Source organism: Methylobacterium sp. SyP6R (assembly GCF_019216885.1).
GTDB lineage: Bacteria > Pseudomonadota > Alphaproteobacteria > Rhizobiales > Beijerinckiaceae > Methylobacterium.
The window spans coordinates 5,630,873-5,649,230 of the sequence record NZ_JAAQRC020000001.1 but is presented as its reverse complement, the minus strand read 5'-3'; the positions used below and the strand labels follow the sequence as shown (position 1 = coordinate 5,649,230).

Below are 18,358 nucleotides of genomic sequence, written 5' to 3'. Positions count from 1 at the left end.
GGCTGCTTGTGCGAGGGGGTAACTGTTCGCTATACCGAACACTGTCAAGGCATGGCTGGGCTGCGATCCCGGAGTTTTTTGGTCTCCCCGCGCCCGCATCTCGGGCTATTGAGGATCCAGCCAACCTTCGGGAAGAAAATCCATTCCCTTCCCGAGGGTCATCCTTGAAAGAATCTTCTCCAAAATCGGAGCCGCGCAGTGGATGCCATCGACCTGAAGATCCTCGCCCTGCTCCAGAACGACGCCACCCTGTCGATCGCCCAGATCGGGGAGCGCGTCGGCCTGTCGCAGACGCCCTGCTGGAAGCGCATCCAGCGCCTCGAAGCCGACGGGGTGATCGACCGCCGGGTGGCGGTGCTGGACCCGGTCAAATTGGGCCTGGGATTGACGGTCTTCGTCTCGATCGAGACCAGCGACCATTCCCGCGAGTGGCTGGAGCGATTCGCCGCCACCGTCTCGGGCATGCCCGAGGTGCTGGAATTCTACCGCATGGCCGGCGACGTGGATTACATGCTCCGCGTCGTGGTGGCCGACATGCAGGCCTACGACGCCTTCTACAAGCGCCTGATCGCGGTGCTGCCGCTGAAGAACGTCACGTCGCGCTTCGCCATGGAAAAGGTGAAGAGCACCACCGCCCTGCCCCTGCCGACGGCTCCCTTCGTCCAGCCGGTCGCGGCGGGTGGGAAATAATCTTCTCTTTTCTGCCGTACGGACGATAACGATGATCTCCCGCGGGCGCGTTCTTCAAAAAGAACATTTCGGTTGACTCTGGCGCGGTGCGGGCACATCTGTGCGGGCATGTCTCGCTCCGCGCTTCTCCCCCGCACGGCTCCCTTCGGCGACGCCGAGCGGGCCCATCTCGATGCCGCCCTCGGCTCCACCACCGCGCTGCAGCGCGCGTGGCTGGCCGGCTTCCTCGCCGGCCTCGACGCCGCCGGCGGTGCCGCCGCCGAGGCGCCCGCTCCGGCCGCGCCGCCGCGGGCCGCCGAACCGCTGACGATCGTGTTCGCCAGCGAATCCGGCAACTCGGAGAAGCTGGCCGGCGACGTGTCCAAGCTCGCCCGCAAGAACGGCTTCAAGCCGAAGGTCGTCGACTTCGCCGACCTCGACGTGGCCTCCTTGGGCAAGGAGAAGCGCCTCGTCGTCATCGCCGCCACCTGGGGCGAAGGCGAGCCCCCGGCCCGGGCCGTGCGCGCCTATGGCGAGATCATGGGCGAGGGCGCGCCGCGCCTCGACGGGGTCGAGTTCGGCGTGCTGGCGCTGGGCGACACGTCCTATGCCGAATTCTGCGCCATCGGGAAGCGCCTCGACGATCGCTTCGAGGCGCTGGGCGCCAAGCGCGTGCTGCCGCGGGTCGATTGCGACCTTGACTTCGACAAGCCGGCCGCCGCCTGGATCAAGGACGCCCTCAAGGCGCTCGCGCCTCCTGAGCCCGCCGGCAACGTCGTGGCGGTCGACTTCGCCCGCGGCACCGGCGCCGACGAGGAGGCCGAGGTCAGCCGCGAGCCGGTCACCGTCGAGGTGATCGAGCACGTCAACCTCAACTCGTCGCGCTCCGACAAGGAGACGATCCACCTCGCGCTCGCCTTCGAGGAGGCCGCCCCGGCCTACCAGCCCGGCGATTCCCTGGAACTCTATCCGGAGAACGATCCGGCGCTGGTCGACCAGATCCTGAAGGCCGCCGGGCTCGAGGGCGATTCGGTGCTGCGCCAGGCCCTGCTCGCTGATCGCGACATCACCACCCTGTCGGCCGCCACGGTCGAGCGCTTCGTCAAGGCCACCGGCCACGAGGAGGCCCGCCGCCTGATCGAGTCGAACGAGGTTCGGGCCTGGATCGAGGGCCGGCACCTCATCGACCTGATCGAGACCTATCCGGCCAAGCTGTCGGCGCAACATCTCACCGACATCACCCGGCCGCTGCCGCCGCGGGCCTACTCGATCGCCTCCTCGCGGGCCGAGGTCGGCGACGAGGCCCACCTGACCATCGCGGCGGTGCGCTACACCACCCACGACCGGGCGCGCAAAGGCGTCGCCTCGGTCCACGTCGCGGACCGGATCCGCACCGGCGCCAAGCTCCGGGTGCGGGTGAAGCCGAACAAGCATTTCCGACTGCCCGCGAACCCGGCCACCGACATCGTCATGGTCGGTCCCGGCACCGGGGTGGCCCCGTTCCGCGCCTTCGTGCAGGAGCGCCGCGCCACCGAAGCGCCGGGCCGCAACTGGCTGTTCTTCGGCGACCGCCACTTCACCCACGACTTCCTGTACCAGCTCGAATGGCAGGAAGCCCTGGAGGACGGGTCGCTCGCCCGCATCGACGTCGCCTTCTCCCGCGACCAGCCAGAAAAAATCTACGTCCAGGACCGGATCTGGGAGCAGCGGCGCGAGCTGGTGTCCTGGCTCGACGGCGGCGCCCACTTCTATGTCTGCGGCGATGCCAAGGCGATGGCCAAGGACGTGCGGGCGGCTTTGGTGCGTGCCTTCGCCGACGTGAAGGGCCTGGATGCCGCGGCCGCGGAAGCGGCGGTGGCCGGCCTGGAGCGCAGCCACCGCTACCAGCAGGACGTGTACTAGGATCCGGATCGCCGGGTGCGCATCTCCCCTCTCCCCGCGGGCGGGGAGAGGGCTGTCGACCCCTTGTCGGGTCGACAGCGAGGCGGCAGCCGAAGGTGAGGGGGAGGTGCCGGATGCGGCTCTTCCGGAAACACTCCCTCACCCTCGCGGCGAACCTGCGGTTCGCTGCTTGCCGCGCCCTCTGAACGAGGGCGCGGCCCTCTCCCCGCCCGCGGGGAGAGGAGAAGGGAGCCAAGTCCGGCAACCAGTTTCGAGGCGTCACACCCTCAACCCCGCCCCTACTCACGTCCGAGAGGGGTTCCTGCGTCTCGTTCGGTGCTGTCAGGCGCCTGGGACGCTGGTAGATGATGCGCCATACCCGGCGACCGAACGGACACACCCCATGGCCGACCACAAGACCGCCGACCTCTCCCCCGCCGAGCGCGTCTACGAGACGCCGCCGACCGAGCGTCCGATCACCGAGGCGGAAGCGGCGCGCGCCGCCAAGCTGTCGGCCAACGAGCACATCAAGATCGCCAGCGGATACCTGCGCGGCACCCTCGCCGAGGGGCTGCTGAAGAACGCGACGGGTGCGATCTCGGACGATGACGGGCAGCTCGTGAAGTTCCACGGGATGTACCTGCAGGACGACCGCGACCTTCGCGCCGAGCGGACCAGGAAGAAGCTCGACAAGGCCTATTCCTTCATGATCCGCCTGCGCATCGCCGGCGGCGTCGTGACGCCGAAGCAGTGGCTGATCCTCGACGAGATCGCCCGCACCTATGCCAACGGGACGCTCCGGGCGACGACGCGCCAGACCTTCCAGTATCACGGCGTCATCAAGTCGAACTTGAAGCGCACGATGGCGGCGATCGATTCGGCGCTGCTCGACACGATCGCGGCCTGCGGCGACGTCAACCGCAACGTGATGGCGGCGACGAACCCGGCCCAGAAGGGCGCCCACGAGGCGGCCTATAAGCTGGCCAAGGACATCTCCGACAGCCTGCTGCCGAAGACGAGTGCCTGGCGCGAGATCTGGCTCGACGGCGAGCGCGTGGTCGGGGGCGAGGATGCGGGCGAGGTCGAGCCGGTCTACGGCAAGACCTACCTGCCGCGGAAGTTCAAGACGATCGTGGCGGTGCCGCCCTCCAACGAGGTCGACGTCTACGCCCACGATCTCGGCTTCATCGCGATCCTCGACAAGAAGGGCAAGGTGACGGGCTGGAACGTCACCGTCGGCGGCGGCATGGGCATGACCCACGGCGAGACCGACACCTTCCCGCGCACCGCCGACGTGATGCTGTTTGCCGAGCCCGAATACGCCCTCAAGGTCGCCGAAGCGGTGATGACCGTCCAGCGCGACTGGGGCAACCGCACCGTCCGCAAGAACGCCCGCCTGAAGTACACGATCGAGCGCTACGGCCTGAAGGCCTTCCGGGCCGAGGTCGAGAAGCGGGTCGGCCGCGCTTTCCAGGACCCGAAGCCCTTCACCTTCACGGGCAACGGCGACCGCTACGGCTGGGTCGCGGGCGACGACGGCAAGCACCACCTGACGCTCTACGTGCCGTCGGGCCGCATCAAGGACGTCGAGGGCGGGCCGCAATTCCTCGCCGGCCTTCGCCGCATCGCCGAGGTGCACCAGGGCGATTTCCGCCTCACCGGCAACCAGAATGTCATCATCGCCAACGTCCCGGCGGACAGGAAGGCGGAGATCGACGCGCTGGTGCAGGAATACGGCCTCACCACCGGTGCGGGGCCCTTGCGCCGCAACAGCCTCGCCTGCGTCGCCCTGCCGACCTGCGGCCTGGCTCTCGCCGAGAGCGAGCGCTACCTGCCGAGCCTGATCGACGAGCTCGAGGAGAGCCTGGCCTCGCACGGGCTGTCCGAGGACGACATCACCATCCGGATGACCGGCTGCCCGAACGGCTGCGCCCGTCCGTTCATCGCCGAGATCGGCCTCGTCGGCCGCGGCCCGGAGCGCTACAACCTCTATCTCGGTGCCGCCTTCGACGGCTCGCGGCTGAGCAAGCTCTATGCCGAGGACGTCACCGCCGCCGACATCCGCCCGAAGCTCGACCCGCTCTTCGCGGCCTACGCGAAGGACCGGACGAAAGGCGAGCGCTTCGGCGATTTCGTGATCCGGGCCGGCTACGTGGCGAAGACCGGCAACGGGCCGGACTTCCACGTCCAGACCGGCGCGCAGAAGGCGGTGGCCTGATCGGTTCGGCATCGGCTCGGCGCGTCAGTCACCTGAGTCCACTGCCCGTCCCACCCTCTCACCTCATCCTGAGGTGTCAGTCCATCATCGATGGACTGACCTCGAAGGAGGGCTCCAGTACTCTTCCCGCCCACGGGAGGCCTCCTTCGAGGTCAGCCGATTTTCAATCGGCCAACGCCTCAGGACGAGGGTGTGGGTGGGATGACGGCACGACGGTTCCGGCTTTCACTCTCGCGAACCGGAATCCCTCACCCCGCCGCGTCCAGCTCCCTCACGATCGCCGCGATCACCCGCGGGTCGGTCGGCTCGACCGGCGTGGCGAAGGCGGCGGCCACGTGGCCGTCTCGGCCGACCAAATATTTGTGGAAGTTCCAGCGCGGGGTCTCGGCCGGCTTCTCGGCGGCGGCCCAGCGGTAGAACGGGTGGGCCTGAGGGCCGGTCACGCCGGTCTTGCCCACCACCGGGAAGGTGACGCCGAAATTCTTGCGGGCGGCCTCGGCGATCGCCATCCCGTCGAGGGGTTCCTGGCGCCCGAAATCGGCGGACGGCACCGCGATCACCGTCAGCCCGCGGGGGCCGAACCGGGTCCAGAGCTGCTGCAGCCCGGAAAATTGCGGGGCGTAGCCGCAGGCGGTCGCGGTGTTGACGACCAGGATCGGCTTGGGCACCAGCTCGGCCAGCGCCAGGCTGCCGCCCTCGGGCTTGGCGAAACTGAAGGCGGAAGCCGTCATGCCGTTTTGCAAGGGCGCGGCCCGGGCGGGTAGGCTGACGGCGCCGGCGATCAGGAACAAGGCCTCGCGGCGGGCGACCGGCATCGGGATGCCTCCTTGGAATGGGGATCGGGCTTCGCTCGATTGTCTCCCCGCCCTCGCGGCGGCGCAAGCGGCCTCCCATGATCGAGCCTGCCCGGAGGTCGTGAGAATGGCCGCAACTTTCCGTGAACTTCCGCCGGACTGTCACGTTAACCGCCGGAATTGTCCGGGAGGTCGGATATGGGCGGGCACGAGATCCTCAACTACTTCGAGCACCGCCGCGACGGGGCCTGGGTCTGCACCCGGCCGGTCACGCTGACGACCGCCCGCGAGAGCGTGGCGATCCGGCCGGGGATGCGGTTCGATTACGGCAAGAAGGTCGGCGGCATCGATCTCGCCGAGTACCTGGAACGGCTCGGGTCGCAATTCGGCTCCTGAGCCGGGTCGCGGTGGGTGACGCAGATGTCACACATCGCACCGGGCCCGCCGATGCCTTTTGACCAGCATGCAATCGGCACGATAGGTTGCGCGGATGATCCCTGCCCTGTCCGCCCCCCCTCCGGTCGAGGAAACGTCGCCCGATACCCGTTGCCGCATCCTGGCGACCGCGGAGCGCTTCTTTCGTGAGATCGGCTACCAGAAGACCACGGTGGCCGACATCGCCAAGACCCTGCGGATGAGCCCGGCCAACGTGTATCGGTTCTTCGATTCGAAGAAGGCGATCAACGAGGCCGTAGTGGCGCGCCTCATCGGCGAGGTCGAGGCGCGGATCGCCGCCCTCGCGGACCGGCCCGGCCTCTCCGCCGAGGCTCGCCTGCGGGAGATCATCGTCTTCCTGCACCGCGACGCCGTCGGCCGCTTCACCGGCCATCCGCGCATGCACGAGATGGTCGAGGCGGCGATGTCCGAGAGCTGGGATGTCTGCCGCCACCATGTCGACCGGATCACCGCGGTGCTGGAACGCGTCATCGCCGATGGTGTCGCGCGGGGCGAATTCGCCGCCGAGGATCCGGCGGTGGCGGCGCGCTGCGTCCACACGGCGATCGTACGGTTCTGCCATCCGGTTCTGGTGGTGCAATGTCCGGAGGATTTCGTGCCGGCGCTCGACGCGATGATCGCGTTCCTGATGGGAGCGTTGCGAGCCGGGCCGCGGGCGGCGTAAGCCCTTTTCAGATCTACCGAAAATATCGCGATGGTCGCTGCGGACGACCCCTCCCCCCTCTGTGGGCGGAGGGTGGCGAGCTGAGCGAGCGCAGCGGGACGAAGTCCCGCCGAGAGGGGCAGCGCGACGCTCGTCCAGAGGGCGCCCTTCATGAAGCGCGCGACCTCTCCTGAAGCGGTGTCCCCTCTCCCGCTCCGCATCCGCGGGGCACCCTCCCCCGCAGAGGGGGGAGGGTTTAATCAGCGCCCTACCGCGCCTCCGCCGCCGCCGGCGGCTCGCGCTCGACGGTGCGAAAACCCTCCAGCTCGCCGAGATAGCTCCGAGCCCACCAATCCACGTCCTCGCGCGCCATGCGCTCGAACATCGGCTTCCAGCGCTCGACCCGCTCGGCCTTGGGCATGTAGAGAGCGGCGCGGATCGCCTCCGCCACCTCGAACCGGTCGTAGGGATTGACCAGCAGCGCCTCGGGCATCTGGCGGGCGGCACCGGCGAACTTCGACAGCACCAGCACCCCCGGATCGTCCTCGCTCTGCGCGGCGACGTATTCCTTGGCGACGAGGTTCATGCCGTCGCGCATCGGCGTCACCACGCCGACCCGGGCGGCGCGGTAGAGCCCGGCCAGCACCGCGCGGGGATAGGCCTTGGTGACGTACTGGATCGGCGTCCAGGACGGTTCGCCGAGCGAGCCGTTGATGTTCCCCAAGACCTCGTTCACGTCGCGGCTGAGCTGCTCGTATTCCGGCACCTCGGTGCGCGACTTCGGGGCGATCTGCAGGAATACGACGTTGCCGCGCTGGTCGGGGTTGGAGGCGAAGAAGCGCTCCACGGCCTCCATCCGCTCCGGCACGCCCTTCGAGTAGTCGAGCCGGTCGACGCCGATGAGGAGCTTGCGGGTGCGCAGGCCCGCCACCGTGTCGCGCACCGTGCGGTTCATGCCGGCGCGCTCGGCGGCCTGGCGGAAGCCGTCGACGTCGATGCCGATCGGGAAGCTGCGGATGCGGGTGCGGCGCCCGTCGACCATCAGCGAGCCGCCGCCCAGCGGAATCGCCCGCAACTCGTCGACGAGGTTACGCGACAGGTTGTGGACGTCGCTGTCGGTCTGGAGCCCGATCAGGTCGTAGTCGGAGACCGCGCGTAAAAGCTCCGTCGAGGCCGGCAGGGTGTTGAACACCTCGCCCGAGGGCCAGGGAATGTGGTGGAAATAGCCGATCGGGTTCGAGACGCCGAGGCCCCGCAGCTCGGAAGCGAGCGGGATCAGGTGGTAGTCGTGGACCCAGATCAGGTCGCCCGGCTCGATCAGGCTGGCGAGCGCCTGGGCGAAGATGCGGTTGACGCGCTGGTAGCCCGCGTAATCGGCCCGGGAAAACGCCGCCAGGCCGAGGCGGTAATGCATGATCGGCCAGAGCGCCCGGTTGGCGAAGCCGCTGTAATACTCGCGGTGATCCTGGGGCGAGAGGTCCATCACCGCGTATTGCACGCGGCCCCGGTCGGCGATGACCGGCTCGGAGGACGGGTTGTCGGTGATCTTGCCGCTCCAGCCGAACCACAGCCCCTTGTAGGCCGTGAAGGCCTCCTTGAGGGCGACGGCGAGCCCGCCGGCCGCGACCGCCTTGGAGCCCGCATCCGGGACGGCGACGCGATTTGACACGATGATGAGGCGTGACACGGCGGGTATGGACTCCGGCTGCACGGACCTAGAGCATTTTCCGACGAAGTGGCACCGGTTCGTCGAAGAAAATGCGGCAAAATTCAAGACCTGGCCCCCGGTCGATCGTTGCGCGATCGACCGGGGGCCAGCGGGGCGGGAACGTCGCCGCGTCCATCCGCCCCTGACGGAGAAAACGCCCCGGCAGCAAGCGCGATCCGTACGAAATGGTCAACCCTTCCGGCGAATCCGGGATGGATCGCACCCGCATGGGCTGTGCCCCCCGCTCCACAGGAATCCCGCCGCGATTCCTCCACGGATGAGGCCGGAACCGGGCGCCTTGGCTGCTGTTACCCGCAATATCGTCGCATGTGTTCGGCGCGGCGGCCGGTCCGGCCTGCCCGCCGCGCCGGAAGAGGATGGAGTACCCTGATGAGCGCGGGTTACGAGAACGGACAGCACCGGGCGGACGACCGGAATGCCCCCGGCGAGCGCCCGGCGGATTGGAACGAGCTGCGCCACGACGTGCGCCAGATCGGCGACGTGGCGATGGAGCGCGGCTACAGCCTGGTCGAGTCGGCCCGCGAGCAGGTCCACGGCTATGTCGACCGCCGCAAGGGCGACGCCGCCCAGTCGGTCTCTGACCTCGCCCAGGCCCTGCGCGATTCCGGCGGCAAGCTCGACCAGCAGCCGAACGTGAAGGCGTTCTTCGACAGCGCGGCGGACGGCCTGGAGCAGCTCTCGGGCTCGATCCGCGAGCGCAGCTTCGAGGATTTCTACAGCGAGATCGAGTCGGTTGCCCGCCGCCGGCCGGCCGCGGTCGCCGTGGCCACCTTCCTCACAGGCTTCCTCGCCGCCCGCTTCATTCGGGCCTCGGCCCATCCCGCGCACGTTCTGGACGGGCGTGAGGCCTTCGCCCGCGGGCCGGAGGTGGGCGCCGACCGGGCGCGCGGCACGTCGTACGATCCGTATGCGGCGCGTTCCCGCGACGTTCCGGGCGCCCATAGCGAGCCGGAGACCGCCCGGCCCGATCCCTACCGCACCGGCGCGTCCGGCCCGCGCTACTCGGCCTGAGGGAGGACGCCGCGATGGCCGACCCCAATGCCGGCCGCCCGCTCGGCGGCAACGGAACCCCGGGGAGCATCCAGGGGCTCCTCGGTGACGCCCTGCGCGAGACCACCGATCTCGCCCGCAAGGAGATCGCCCTTTTCCGCACCGAGATGTCGAACAACCTGAGGTCGCTGTTCCTCGGGCTCGCCATGATGGTCGGCGCGGCGGTCTTCGCCGTGGTCGCGCTCCTGGTGCTCACCGACGCCCTGGTGAAGTGGCTCGCCACGGTGGTCAATTCGGAGGCGCTCGCCGCCTTGATCGTCGGGGCGGTGTTCCTGGCGATCGGCATCGGCCTCGCCCTGTGGGGCCGCAGCGCCATGTCCCTGTCCACGCTGACGCCGACCCGCACGACGCGCCAGGTGCGCCAGGATGCGAGGGTCCTGTCCGAGAGGGTGTCGGGATGACCCAGTCGATCAACGAACTCGAACACGACATCGAGGAGACCCGGGCCCGGCTCGACCGGACCATCGACCAGATCCAGGGCCGGCTCTCGCCGGCCAGCCTCGTCGACGAGATGCTCGGCACGGTACGGCAATCTCCCGCGAGCGGCCTCTACGACGGGGCGCTCGAGGCGGTGCGGCGCAATCCCGTCCCGGTCATGCTGATCGTCGCCGGAGTCGGTTGGCTGATCCACCGTGTGGCCCGGGAATCGCAGCGCCGCCAGCACCTCGACGCCACGATGAACGGGGCCGAGGCGGTGCCGGTGCTGAAGACCGGTGCGGCCCGGGTCTACGATCCCGACCGGCCGACCGCCCATCCGGCGGCGGACCGCGTCGCCGACGGCATGCGGATGTAGCGTGGCGCCGGCACGAAGGCCGGCGCCCGTTTCTTGAGAGCTTTCGATTCGCCGCAGGCTTCGACGGCACCAGCCCGGCCATCACGGACCTGCTAGGGAGTACCTGAGTCATGGCAGAGCACACCATCAACCCGGCCAATCCGGGCGCCCCCTCGGCCCATACCCCCGCCACGGGGCCCGAGCGCAACCTGCACCTGGATCACGACACCGTCCGCCAGAACCTCGACGCTGCCCAAGGTGCGGCGCACGAGGCCGGGGACACGGTGAAGGAGACCGCCGCCCACGCCTCCGAGCGGGTGAGCGAGACGGCGTCGGCCATCGGCGAGCGCATCAGCCAGACCGCCGAGGACCTGCGTGCCAAGGCCGATGCCGCCGCCGACCGGCTGAAGCAGGGTGCCAGCGAGGCACTCGACCGCGCCCACGCCCAGGCGAGCCAGGCCTACGGCGCCGTCGGCGGCCGCAGCTCCGAGACGATCGACCGCGCCCGCGACTGGGCCAGCGACCGCATCGAGACCGGCTCGCAACGTTATGCCGATCTGCGCGACCGCGGCAGCGAGCGCTTGGCGCAGGGCCAGAACGCGGTGGAGCGCTTCGTCAGCGAGAATCCGGTTCTAGTCGGTGTCGTCGGTCTCGCCGCCGGCATGCTGCTCGGCGCGCTGCTGCCGCGCACCCGCCAGGAAGATCGGACCGTCGGCCCCTATGCCGACGAGGTCCGCGATCAGGGCCTGCGCTACGCCCGCGAGGCGACCGAGCGCGGCCGGCAATTCGTCGAGAGCGCCCTCGACCAGGCGCAGGACGCCGCCGTCGCGGCCGCCAACGCCGCCTCGGACGAGCTGCGCAAGAACCAGCCCGGGACGCAACAGCCGGGTCAGCCCGGGACCGGCGAGCCGGGCCGGCAGACGCACTGATCCCGCCACCCCCGATCACGACCGGCCGGCCCCTCGGGGCCGGCTTTTTTGTTCGCTGAATTTTCGCGTCTCTCGGCCTCGGGTGGACCCGCGGCGCGGCGCGCCGCGTTGTCGGCCATGATCTCCGCCCCCTCCCCCGCGTCCGGCCCCCGCCTCGGCTTCTGCTGCAAGTTCATCCCGGACGAGCCGCCCGGCCGGCACAAGACGCTGAAGGCCGCGAAGGACGCCGCGATGGTGATGAACGTCACCACGGTGACGATCGCATATCTGCGTCGACTCGATCCGGCGGCGGCGCGGGAGAAGCTGATCTCCGTCGTGACGCACAACCTCGCGGCGATGGGGCGCCAGGTCGCCTGGGTCGCGGAGCGTCCCCCGCTCGAACGGCTGCTGCGCCTCGCGAGTTCGATCCTGCCGGGCTACACCCATCCGGAGGTCCGCGACCTCTATGCCGATCCGGAGTTCCGCCGCACCATCGAGGCGGGGCTGGCGGCGGTCGGCGAGGCGGCGCGGGCGGGCGGGGTGCGGCTCAGCATGCATCCGGGCCCGTTCTGCATCCTGGCGAGCCGCAACCCGGCGGCGCTCGCAAACGGCATCGCGGAGCTCGACTACCACGCCGAGGTGATGGCGATGATGGGCTACGGCACCGGCTGGCACCCGCACGGCGCCCACGTCAACATCCATGTCGGCGCCCGCGACCCGGGGGTCGACGCCTTCCGGGAGAACCTGTCACGCGTCTCGCAGGTCGCCCGCGACCTCGTCACGGTCGAGAACGACGAATCCGCCTTCGGCCTCGACGAGGTGCTGCGCCTCGCCGACACGGTGCCGGTGGTGCTCGACCTGCACCATCACTGGATCCACAGCCGCGGCGACTACATCGAGCCCGACGATCCGCGGATCGCCCGGGTGATCGAATCCTGGCGCGGGGTGCGGCCGATCGGTCATGTCAGCGTCTCGCGCGAGGACGTGCTGCCGGGCCACGACCCGAACGCGCTGCCGGACTTCGCGGCCCTGACGGAGGCCGGCCTCAAGGGTCGCGACCTCGCCGCCCATTCCGACATGATGTGGAACCGGGCCTTCAACGATTACACGGCCCGCCACCTCGCTTGGTGCGACATCGAGGTCGAGGCCAAGCTGAAGAACCTCGCCTCGACGGGGCTCGCCCTCCATGTCGGGCCCGCGCTCGCGGGCCTCGCCCCGGCGGTGCCGCCGCTCGCGGCGGAGTAGCCCTCGACGCTGCCCTTTCCCCGCTGTAACGGTGCGGCATGAAATCGGCCGATTGCGACATCCTCGTCGTCCCGGGCTACACCAATTCCGGGCCCGACCACTGGCAGAGCCGCTGGCAGGAGCGGCTCTCGACCGCCCGCCGGGTGGCCCAGGAGAGCTGGGACCAGCCCGAGCCGGAGGCGTGGCGCGATGCCGTGATCGCGGCGGTGCAGGCGGCGACCCGGCCGGTGGTACTGGTCGCCCACAGCCTCGGCGTGATCTCCTGCATGCAGGCGGCGCCCTATCTGCCGAAGGGCGGCGTCGCGGGCGCCTTCCTGGTCGCGCTGCCCGATATCGAGCGGCCGGATACGCCGGCCGTGTTGCGGACCTTCGCGCCGATCCCCCGGGAGCCCCTGGCCTTCCCGTCGGTCCTGGTGACGAGCCGCACCGATCCCTACACCGCCTACGAGCGAGCCGCCGACTTCGCCGCCGCCTGGGGGGCGGACCTCGTCGATGCCGGCGAATCCGGCCACCTCAACGCCGAGAGCGGGCATGGGCCCTGGCCCGAGGGGCTGATGCGCTTCGCCGGCTTCCTGCGCAGCCTGTAACCGGCCATGGCGCACTCTCTCGACATGGTCGAGCCGGCGACGGCGGCGACCTTCCGCGAGGTCGATTACCTCGCGGCCAATCCGGATATCCAGCTCGCGGTGCGCGAAGGCAGGCTCGCCAGCGGCCGGGCCCATTTCGACAAGCATGGGCTACGCCAGGGCCGGCGCCAGAGCCGCCTGCCCGCGGGGCTGGAGGCGATGCGGGCCCAAAAACTCGCGCGGCTCGGGCCCCTGATGCGGGACGACCTGCCCCACCGCCGGATCGGCGAGAAATACGACTATCTCAGCGAGGACTTACGGGCGCTGTCGGGCGCCGAGGACAGCCCGAACGTCTCGCAGAACGCCTATGACGGCCATGTCCACGAACTCATCGCGGCGAACCCCGACGGGCTGATCCTCGATTGCGGCGCCGGCCGGCGCGACCGGTACTACGCCAACGTCGTCAACCTCGAGATCGCCGATTACGACACGACCGACGTGCTCGGCATCGGCGAGGTGCTGCCGTTCCGCGATGCCAGCTTCGACGGGGTGATCTCGATCGCGGTGCTGGAGCATGTACGCGATCCCTTCGCCTGCGCCCGCGAGATCGCCCGGGTGCTCAAGCCCGGCGGAAAGCTGGTCTGCGCGGTGCCGTTCCTGCAACCCCTGCACGGCTATCCGCATCATTACTACAACATGACCGGCGAGGGCCTGCGCAACCTGTTCGCCGACCACCTGGCGGTGGACCACCAATACGTCCCGGCCTCGCTCCTGCCGATCTGGAGCCTGACCTGGATGATCCAGTCCTGGGCCGCCGGCCTGCCGCCGGACGTGCGCAAGCGTTTCCTGTCCCGCCGCCTCTCCGACTTCACCGCCGACCCGCTCTCGCTCCTCCAGGAGCCCTACGTGACGCAGTTGAGTGACCAGAAAAACCTGGAACTGGCGAGCGGGACCTACCTGTTCGCGCACAAGGAATAGAAACGCGCGTCATGTCACCTTGCGGTGTTCAGCCCTATCCAGGAACGTCGTCATCCAACAACGTTTACGACACGATGGTACCGCGGGTCTCTACTTTTCCGAGTGAGAACGGTACTCTGCGCCCGTGCTTCGGTGATTTCATCTCAGCGCCTCCCGGCAACGAAACCTGCGCCTCTTCTTGATCCCATAGCTCCTCGTCCCCATCCCAACCGGAACAGCGAGCGCGTCGCGGACATCCAGGAGACCGTTCGGGCCCCCCGATCCACACCGATCGCCCTTGCCGGCACCGCCCGGTTTCCGCACGATCTCCGCGTTTCCTAGCAGAAATCTCCGCGTCTCATTAAGCCTGACGGCTTAGTCATCAAAATATACTGCAAGTTGCAACCGCGAAAGCCCCGACTCCCTGGATCATCCAGGTCATGATTCGTTATCCGCGCCCCATTACGGGTTTTAAACGCCCGTGCATCAGGTTCGCCGTTGGGACAACTCAGCGATGGATTGGCGGAATCGAGCCATGTGGCCGGGATTCAAGTACGTGGCCGCCCTCGTGGCCGGCCTGCCCCTCTGGGGCATCCCCAGCACCGCCTCGATTGAGCCGCAGGCGAACGCTGCGGCGGCGCCTCGAAGCGACCTCGACACCCTGCTCTGGCCCTCGGCCGGCGCGGGGCAGCGGGCCGACCAGCGCGGCGTCGCGCTGAACCCGGCCGATCTCCGCGACCGGATCGCCGTGGTGGCGTTCGTGGCGCCCGATTGCTCGATCGTCTGCGTCACCCGCACCCTCGACCTCGACCGGGTCGCCAAGGCCCTGCCGGAGACGGTCCGCGACCGCGCGGTGTTCCTGGCGGTCTCGCTCGACGACGCGACGAAGGATGGCAAGGCAAGCGGCATGACGGCCCTGCGCGCCTTCGTCGACGGCACCGTCGGGGCGCAGACGCGGCTGCGGTTCCTCGCCGGCGACGCGGCCTGGACCGCCTCGCTCGTGGCGATGCTGCGCTATCCGGCGGCGTCGCTGCCGGAACCGCCGCCGCAGGTCCTGGTCTTCGACCGGCGCGGCGGGATCGCGATGTCCTACGGCGGCGACCCGGTCGATCGCCCGCGGCTCGAACGCGACATCCCCCTCCTCGACAGTTTCGCGCAGGGTCTCGACGCCCACGGTTCCAACCCCCTCTGACCTTTCCGAAGCGAAAGTTCCCGTCATGACCGCAGCGATCCAAGCCGGACGCCGCCCGCGCCTGCGCGACGCCGCCCTCCTCTCCGCCACGATCTTGGGCGCAGGTCTCCTGTCGCCCGCGCAGGCCGCGCAGTTCGGCGTGGTCGTCAACCAAGTGCCGGATCCGATGCTCGCCGGCCTGTCGATCCCGGCAAACGCGCCGACCCAGGGCCTATGGTCGGGCGTCTACAACTGGCCGATCAACGCGATCGCCCTCGGCCTGATGCCGAACGGCAAGGTCGTGTCCTACGGAACCCCGGTCAACAACCCCGGCACCCAGGACGGCCGTACCTTCGACATCTGGGATCCGACCCAGGGCCTGAATGCCGGCGGCGCCCACACCACCCTGCAGGGGGTCGTCGGAATCAACAGCTTCTGCTCGTCGCAAACCTTCCGCTTCGACGGCACGCTGATGTCGGCGGGAGGCATCTTCGACAACGGCAACGACAAAGGGAGCGTCATCCTCAACAGCAGCGCCACCGCCCTGACAGCCAACGCAGCCAAGCTGGGCAACGACCGTTACTATTCGACCATGCTGACGCTGCCGAACGGCCAGCAACTCATCATGGGCGGAGACTACCCCTATGCCGTTGGCTGGTCGGACCCGCAAGGCTCGATCAACCAAGGGTACAATACCGGCATGACGCCGGAACTCTACGACGGCACCAAGTGGAACACGCTGTTCGGCGCGAACAGCCGCGACGCGTTCGGCCCCGACAACAGCCGGTACTGGTTCCCGCGCGCGTGGATCGCCCCCAACGGGAAGGTCTTCGGGATCTCCTCCGACAAGATGTGGTTTCTCGATCCGACGGGGAACGGCTCCGTCGCCGCCATGGCGTTCAAGGCTCCGCCGCAGAGCGCGAATTCCGCCACGGCGGCCCCGAATACCGGTCCGGCCTCGACGGCCGTGATGTACGACACCGGCAAGATCCTCCAAGTCGGAGGCAACAGCATGACGAACGGTGACGGGGGCTATCTCGCGAGCAGTCTTGCAACGACGATTGACATCAACGGGACGGCCCCGATCGTCGCCGAAACATCGCCGATGAAATACGGTCGTGCGTGGTCGAACTCCACTGTCCTGCCCACCGGGCAGGTCGCTGTGACCGGCGGCAGCCTGTTCAACGATACGGCCGACAACAACACGGTCCTGCAGACCGAGATCTGGAGCCCGTCGAGCGGGCAATGGACTGCCGCCGCTTCGGCCGCGATCTACCGCGGCTACCACTCGACCGTGATCCTGATGCCGAATGGTGCCCTGCTCAGCGCCGGCGGCGGCGCTCCGGGACCGGTCAACAACCAGAACGCCGAGATCTACTACCCGCCCTACCTGTTCGCCGCGACGGGAGGCACCGCGGCCCTGGCGCCGCGCCCATCGATCGTGAGCCTGAGCAGCCTGCAATTGTCCTATGGACGATCCCTGCAGTTCGAGCTGACCTCGCAGAACGGCCTGTCGCAGGTGGTGCTGATCGGGACCAGTCTCGTCACGCACAGCTTCAACGCGACCCAGCGGCGCTATTCCGCCAGCTTCTCGACGTCGGGCAATGCGGTGACCGTTCAGGCGCCGGCTTCGGGCAACCTCGCGCCCCCCGGTTACTATCAACTCGTCGCCATCGACAAGAACGGTGTTCCCTCGCCGGGCATCATCATCGCGCTCGGCGCCAACGTGACCGCCCCGGCCCAGGCGACGGCCTTCGTCACCCCGGCACAGGGCGGCACAGGGACGGGCGGCGGCACCGGGGGAGGATCGGCGGGCGGCGGCACGGGCGGGAGCGGCGGTGGCTATGCCGGCGGAGTGGGCACGACTGGCACCGGCGCGACGGTGAGCCTGCAATCGAGCAACTACACCACGAGCTACCTCACCAACGTCGGCGGCACGGCGCGGCTTGTCACCCCGGCCAATGCCAGCGACAAGCAGCAGGCCACGTTCCGACAGGTGCCGGGGCTGGCCGGCTCGGGCGTGTCGTTCCAGGCGAGCACGAATTCCAGCCAGTACCTGCGCCATCAGAATTTTCAGCTGTGGCAGCAGCCCAACGACGGCAGCGATCTCTTCAAGAGCGACACGACCTTCACCCCGCGCGCAGGCCTCGCCGGCTCGTGCGGCTGCAATACCGGGACCTGCACGTCCTACGAGTCGGTGAACTGGCCCGGCTACTACGTGCGTCACCAGAACTTCAGCTTCTACATCGCCAAGCCGGATGGCGGTCCCACCTACAACCAGGACGCCTCGTTCTGCGTCGCGCCGCCGGCTGACGGCTCCAGCGCCATGCCGGCGGCGAACGGCCAGTGGACGCCGATCGGCGTCGCGGCCTCGCGCGTCTCGGTCGGGACGGACGGCACCCTCGTGACGCTCAACGCCGACACCAAGGTGCCGTGGCGCTACGTGAGCGACAACACCTGGACGCCGCTGCCCGGAAACTTCACCGACATCGCGGTCCTCAGCGCCACCAGCATCTACGGCGTCGGCACCGACACCAACGTCTACCGCTACAACGGCCAGAGCTGGACCCAGGTCGGCACCAACGCGAAGTCGATCGCGGCGGCGGACGGCACGATTCTCATCGCCAACGGCAACAACGACATCTGGCTCAAGCAGGCGGACGACAACGCCAATGCCTGGAAGCAGCTGCCCGGCAAGGCGCTGCGGGTGGCGGTGATGAACCGCAACAGCCTCTGGCACATCGGCCTCGACAACAACGTCTATCGCGGCGACCAGGGCGGCAACTGGGTCGCGGTCGGGAACAGCGCGGCCGAGATCGCGGCCTCGCCGGACGGCAGCGTCGTGGTGACGAACACCGCCAGCCAGCTGATGTGGCGCAAGACCGGCGACGACACGGTCGGGAACTGGGCGCTGGTCGATCCGAGCTTCAAGGCGACCGCCCTCACCGTCCCGAACGCCCAACGGGCGATCGTCGTCGGCCTCGATCGCACCATCTACCGCTACTAAAAAGTTTTTCTTAAATATATCGGTCGGCATCGCGATACGAAATAGAAACACATCGCAAATACAAGCATGACAATCGCCATGCCGGCCGGCCTTCATGCAAGAGAGCGATACGAGACATACGAAAATCTTTTCTCGGATCGACCGTCGATCCGGTGACAAGAAACGATCCGAACAAGCCAATGGAGAGACCTGCGCCATACAAATCGATGTGGCGGTCGGTCGCTTCATCGACAATGCCGCCCGGAACCTCGCCCCGGCTCTCGAGCGACATCCGCGCCCTCAGACCTGACAG

17 protein-coding genes are annotated in these 18,358 nt (G+C 68.7%); 14 read left to right on the top strand and 3 right to left on the bottom strand.

What is annotated here, in order from left to right; genetic code table 11:
• Positions 1-198: 198 nt before the first annotated feature.
• The 3 genes from HBB12_RS25955 (at position 199) to HBB12_RS25945 (ending at position 4,768) form a co-directional block, all read left to right on the top strand.
• The gene (locus HBB12_RS25955; RefSeq protein WP_236992009.1) at positions 199-690 is read left to right on the top strand and encodes an Lrp/AsnC family transcriptional regulator; all 492 of its coding nucleotides are present in this window, start codon (positions 199-201) and stop codon (positions 688-690) included.
• Between the two features lie 108 nt (positions 691-798).
• Positions 799-2,571 carry a diflavin oxidoreductase gene (locus tag HBB12_RS25950; RefSeq protein WP_236992008.1) on the top strand — a complete coding sequence of 591 codons (1,773 nt, stop codon included), beginning with the start codon at positions 799-801 and terminating at the stop codon, positions 2,569-2,571.
• A 382-nt stretch (positions 2,572-2,953) separates the two neighbouring features.
• Positions 2,954-4,768: an NADPH-dependent assimilatory sulfite reductase hemoprotein subunit gene (locus HBB12_RS25945; protein ID WP_236992007.1), complete on the top strand. Its 1,815-nt coding sequence runs from the start codon at positions 2,954-2,956 to the stop codon at positions 4,766-4,768.
• A 248-nt stretch (positions 4,769-5,016) separates the two neighbouring features.
• Here the strand turns inward: HBB12_RS25945 and HBB12_RS25940 are convergent, their stop codons facing one another.
• The gene (locus HBB12_RS25940) at positions 5,017-5,583 is read right to left on the bottom strand and encodes a glutathione peroxidase (RefSeq protein WP_236992006.1); all 567 of its coding nucleotides are present in this window, start codon (positions 5,581-5,583) and stop codon (positions 5,017-5,019) included.
• A gap of 177 nt (positions 5,584-5,760) precedes the next feature.
• Between HBB12_RS25940 and HBB12_RS25935 the strand changes: the two genes are divergently transcribed.
• Complete coding sequence (locus tag HBB12_RS25935) at positions 5,761-5,958, top strand: hypothetical protein (RefSeq protein WP_048454130.1); 198 nt, start codon at positions 5,761-5,763, stop codon at positions 5,956-5,958.
• A 94-nt stretch (positions 5,959-6,052) separates the two neighbouring features.
• Positions 6,053-6,682, top strand: a complete 630-nt coding sequence (locus tag HBB12_RS25930; protein ID WP_236992005.1) for a TetR/AcrR family transcriptional regulator — start codon at positions 6,053-6,055, stop codon at positions 6,680-6,682.
• Between the two features lie 247 nt (positions 6,683-6,929).
• On the opposite strand, the gene HBB12_RS25925 is transcribed toward HBB12_RS25930, so the two are convergent.
• Positions 6,930-8,348, bottom strand: coding sequence for an alpha,alpha-trehalose-phosphate synthase (UDP-forming) (locus tag HBB12_RS25925; protein WP_236992004.1), 1,419 nt, complete (start codon positions 8,346-8,348; stop codon positions 6,930-6,932).
• A 411-nt stretch (positions 8,349-8,759) separates the two neighbouring features.
• Between HBB12_RS25925 and HBB12_RS25920 the strand changes: the two genes are divergently transcribed.
• The 9 genes from HBB12_RS25920 to HBB12_RS25880 all read left to right on the top strand — a co-directional run bounded on the left by HBB12_RS25920 (position 8,760) and on the right by HBB12_RS25880 (position 18,066).
• Complete coding sequence (locus HBB12_RS25920; RefSeq protein WP_336886956.1) at positions 8,760-9,401, top strand: hypothetical protein; 642 nt, start codon at positions 8,760-8,762, stop codon at positions 9,399-9,401.
• Positions 9,402-9,415: 14 nt separating this feature from the next.
• A complete protein-coding gene (locus tag HBB12_RS25915) occupies positions 9,416-9,841 on the top strand; it encodes a phage holin family protein (protein WP_236992003.1) in 426 nt (141 codons plus the stop codon).
• A complete protein-coding gene (locus HBB12_RS25910) occupies positions 9,838-10,233 on the top strand; it encodes a DUF3618 domain-containing protein (protein WP_236992002.1) in 396 nt (131 codons plus the stop codon). Before HBB12_RS25915 ends, HBB12_RS25910 begins: the two co-directional genes overlap by 4 nt.
• Positions 10,234-10,343: 110 nt before the next feature.
• A complete protein-coding gene (locus tag HBB12_RS25905; RefSeq protein WP_236992001.1) occupies positions 10,344-11,141 on the top strand; it encodes a hypothetical protein in 798 nt (265 codons plus the stop codon).
• Between the two features lie 117 nt (positions 11,142-11,258).
• Positions 11,259-12,365, top strand: a complete 1,107-nt coding sequence (locus HBB12_RS25900; RefSeq protein ID WP_236992000.1) for an apurinic/apyrimidinic endonuclease family protein — start codon at positions 11,259-11,261, stop codon at positions 12,363-12,365.
• Between the two features lie 38 nt (positions 12,366-12,403).
• A complete protein-coding gene (locus HBB12_RS25895) occupies positions 12,404-12,952 on the top strand; it encodes an RBBP9/YdeN family alpha/beta hydrolase (protein ID WP_236991999.1) in 549 nt (182 codons plus the stop codon).
• Positions 12,953-12,958: 6 nt separating this feature from the next.
• The gene (locus HBB12_RS25890; protein WP_236991998.1) at positions 12,959-13,909 is read left to right on the top strand and encodes a class I SAM-dependent methyltransferase; all 951 of its coding nucleotides are present in this window, start codon (positions 12,959-12,961) and stop codon (positions 13,907-13,909) included.
• Between the two features lie 514 nt (positions 13,910-14,423).
• Positions 14,424-15,080: an SCO family protein gene (locus HBB12_RS25885; protein WP_236991997.1), complete on the top strand. Its 657-nt coding sequence runs from the start codon at positions 14,424-14,426 to the stop codon at positions 15,078-15,080.
• 25 nt (positions 15,081-15,105) lie between these two features.
• Positions 15,106-18,066 (top strand): AbfB domain-containing protein, encoded by a 2,961-nt coding sequence (locus tag HBB12_RS25880; RefSeq protein WP_236991996.1) that lies wholly within the window; start codon positions 15,106-15,108, stop codon positions 18,064-18,066.
• Between the two features lie 10 nt (positions 18,067-18,076).
• Here the strand turns inward: HBB12_RS25880 and HBB12_RS25875 are convergent, their stop codons facing one another.
• Positions 18,077-18,337 (bottom strand): hypothetical protein, encoded by a 261-nt coding sequence (locus HBB12_RS25875; RefSeq protein WP_236991995.1) that lies wholly within the window; start codon positions 18,335-18,337, stop codon positions 18,077-18,079.
• Positions 18,338-18,358 lie beyond the last annotated feature (21 nt).

Excerpts from the sequence above, each read along its gene's own strand:
- HBB12_RS25940 (WP_236992006.1), bottom strand. The coding sequence starts at position 5,583 with ATGCCGGTCGCCCGCCGCGAGGCCTTGTTCCTGATCGCCGGCGCCGTC.
- HBB12_RS25885 (WP_236991997.1), top strand. The coding sequence starts at position 14,424 with ATGTGGCCGGGATTCAAGTACGTGGCCGCCCTCGTGGCCGGCCTGCCC.
- HBB12_RS25905 (WP_236992001.1), top strand. The coding sequence starts at position 10,344 with ATGGCAGAGCACACCATCAACCCGGCCAATCCGGGCGCCCCCTCGGCC.
- HBB12_RS25900 (WP_236992000.1), top strand. The coding sequence starts at position 11,259 with ATGATCTCCGCCCCCTCCCCCGCGTCCGGCCCCCGCCTCGGCTTCTGC.
- HBB12_RS25930 (WP_236992005.1), top strand. The coding sequence starts at position 6,053 with ATGATCCCTGCCCTGTCCGCCCCCCCTCCGGTCGAGGAAACGTCGCCC.
- HBB12_RS25890 (WP_236991998.1), top strand. The coding sequence starts at position 12,959 with ATGGCGCACTCTCTCGACATGGTCGAGCCGGCGACGGCGGCGACCTTC.
- HBB12_RS25875 (WP_236991995.1), bottom strand. The coding sequence starts at position 18,337 with ATGTCGCTCGAGAGCCGGGGCGAGGTTCCGGGCGGCATTGTCGATGAA.
- HBB12_RS25935 (WP_048454130.1), top strand. The coding sequence starts at position 5,761 with ATGGGCGGGCACGAGATCCTCAACTACTTCGAGCACCGCCGCGACGGG.
- HBB12_RS25915 (WP_236992003.1), top strand. The coding sequence starts at position 9,416 with ATGGCCGACCCCAATGCCGGCCGCCCGCTCGGCGGCAACGGAACCCCG.
- HBB12_RS25910 (WP_236992002.1), top strand. The coding sequence starts at position 9,838 with ATGACCCAGTCGATCAACGAACTCGAACACGACATCGAGGAGACCCGG.
- HBB12_RS25880 (WP_236991996.1), top strand. The coding sequence starts at position 15,106 with ATGACCGCAGCGATCCAAGCCGGACGCCGCCCGCGCCTGCGCGACGCC.
- HBB12_RS25945 (WP_236992007.1), top strand. The coding sequence starts at position 2,954 with ATGGCCGACCACAAGACCGCCGACCTCTCCCCCGCCGAGCGCGTCTAC.
- HBB12_RS25950 (WP_236992008.1), top strand. The coding sequence starts at position 799 with ATGTCTCGCTCCGCGCTTCTCCCCCGCACGGCTCCCTTCGGCGACGCC.
- HBB12_RS25895 (WP_236991999.1), top strand. The coding sequence starts at position 12,404 with ATGAAATCGGCCGATTGCGACATCCTCGTCGTCCCGGGCTACACCAAT.
- HBB12_RS25920 (WP_336886956.1), top strand. The coding sequence starts at position 8,760 with ATGAGCGCGGGTTACGAGAACGGACAGCACCGGGCGGACGACCGGAAT.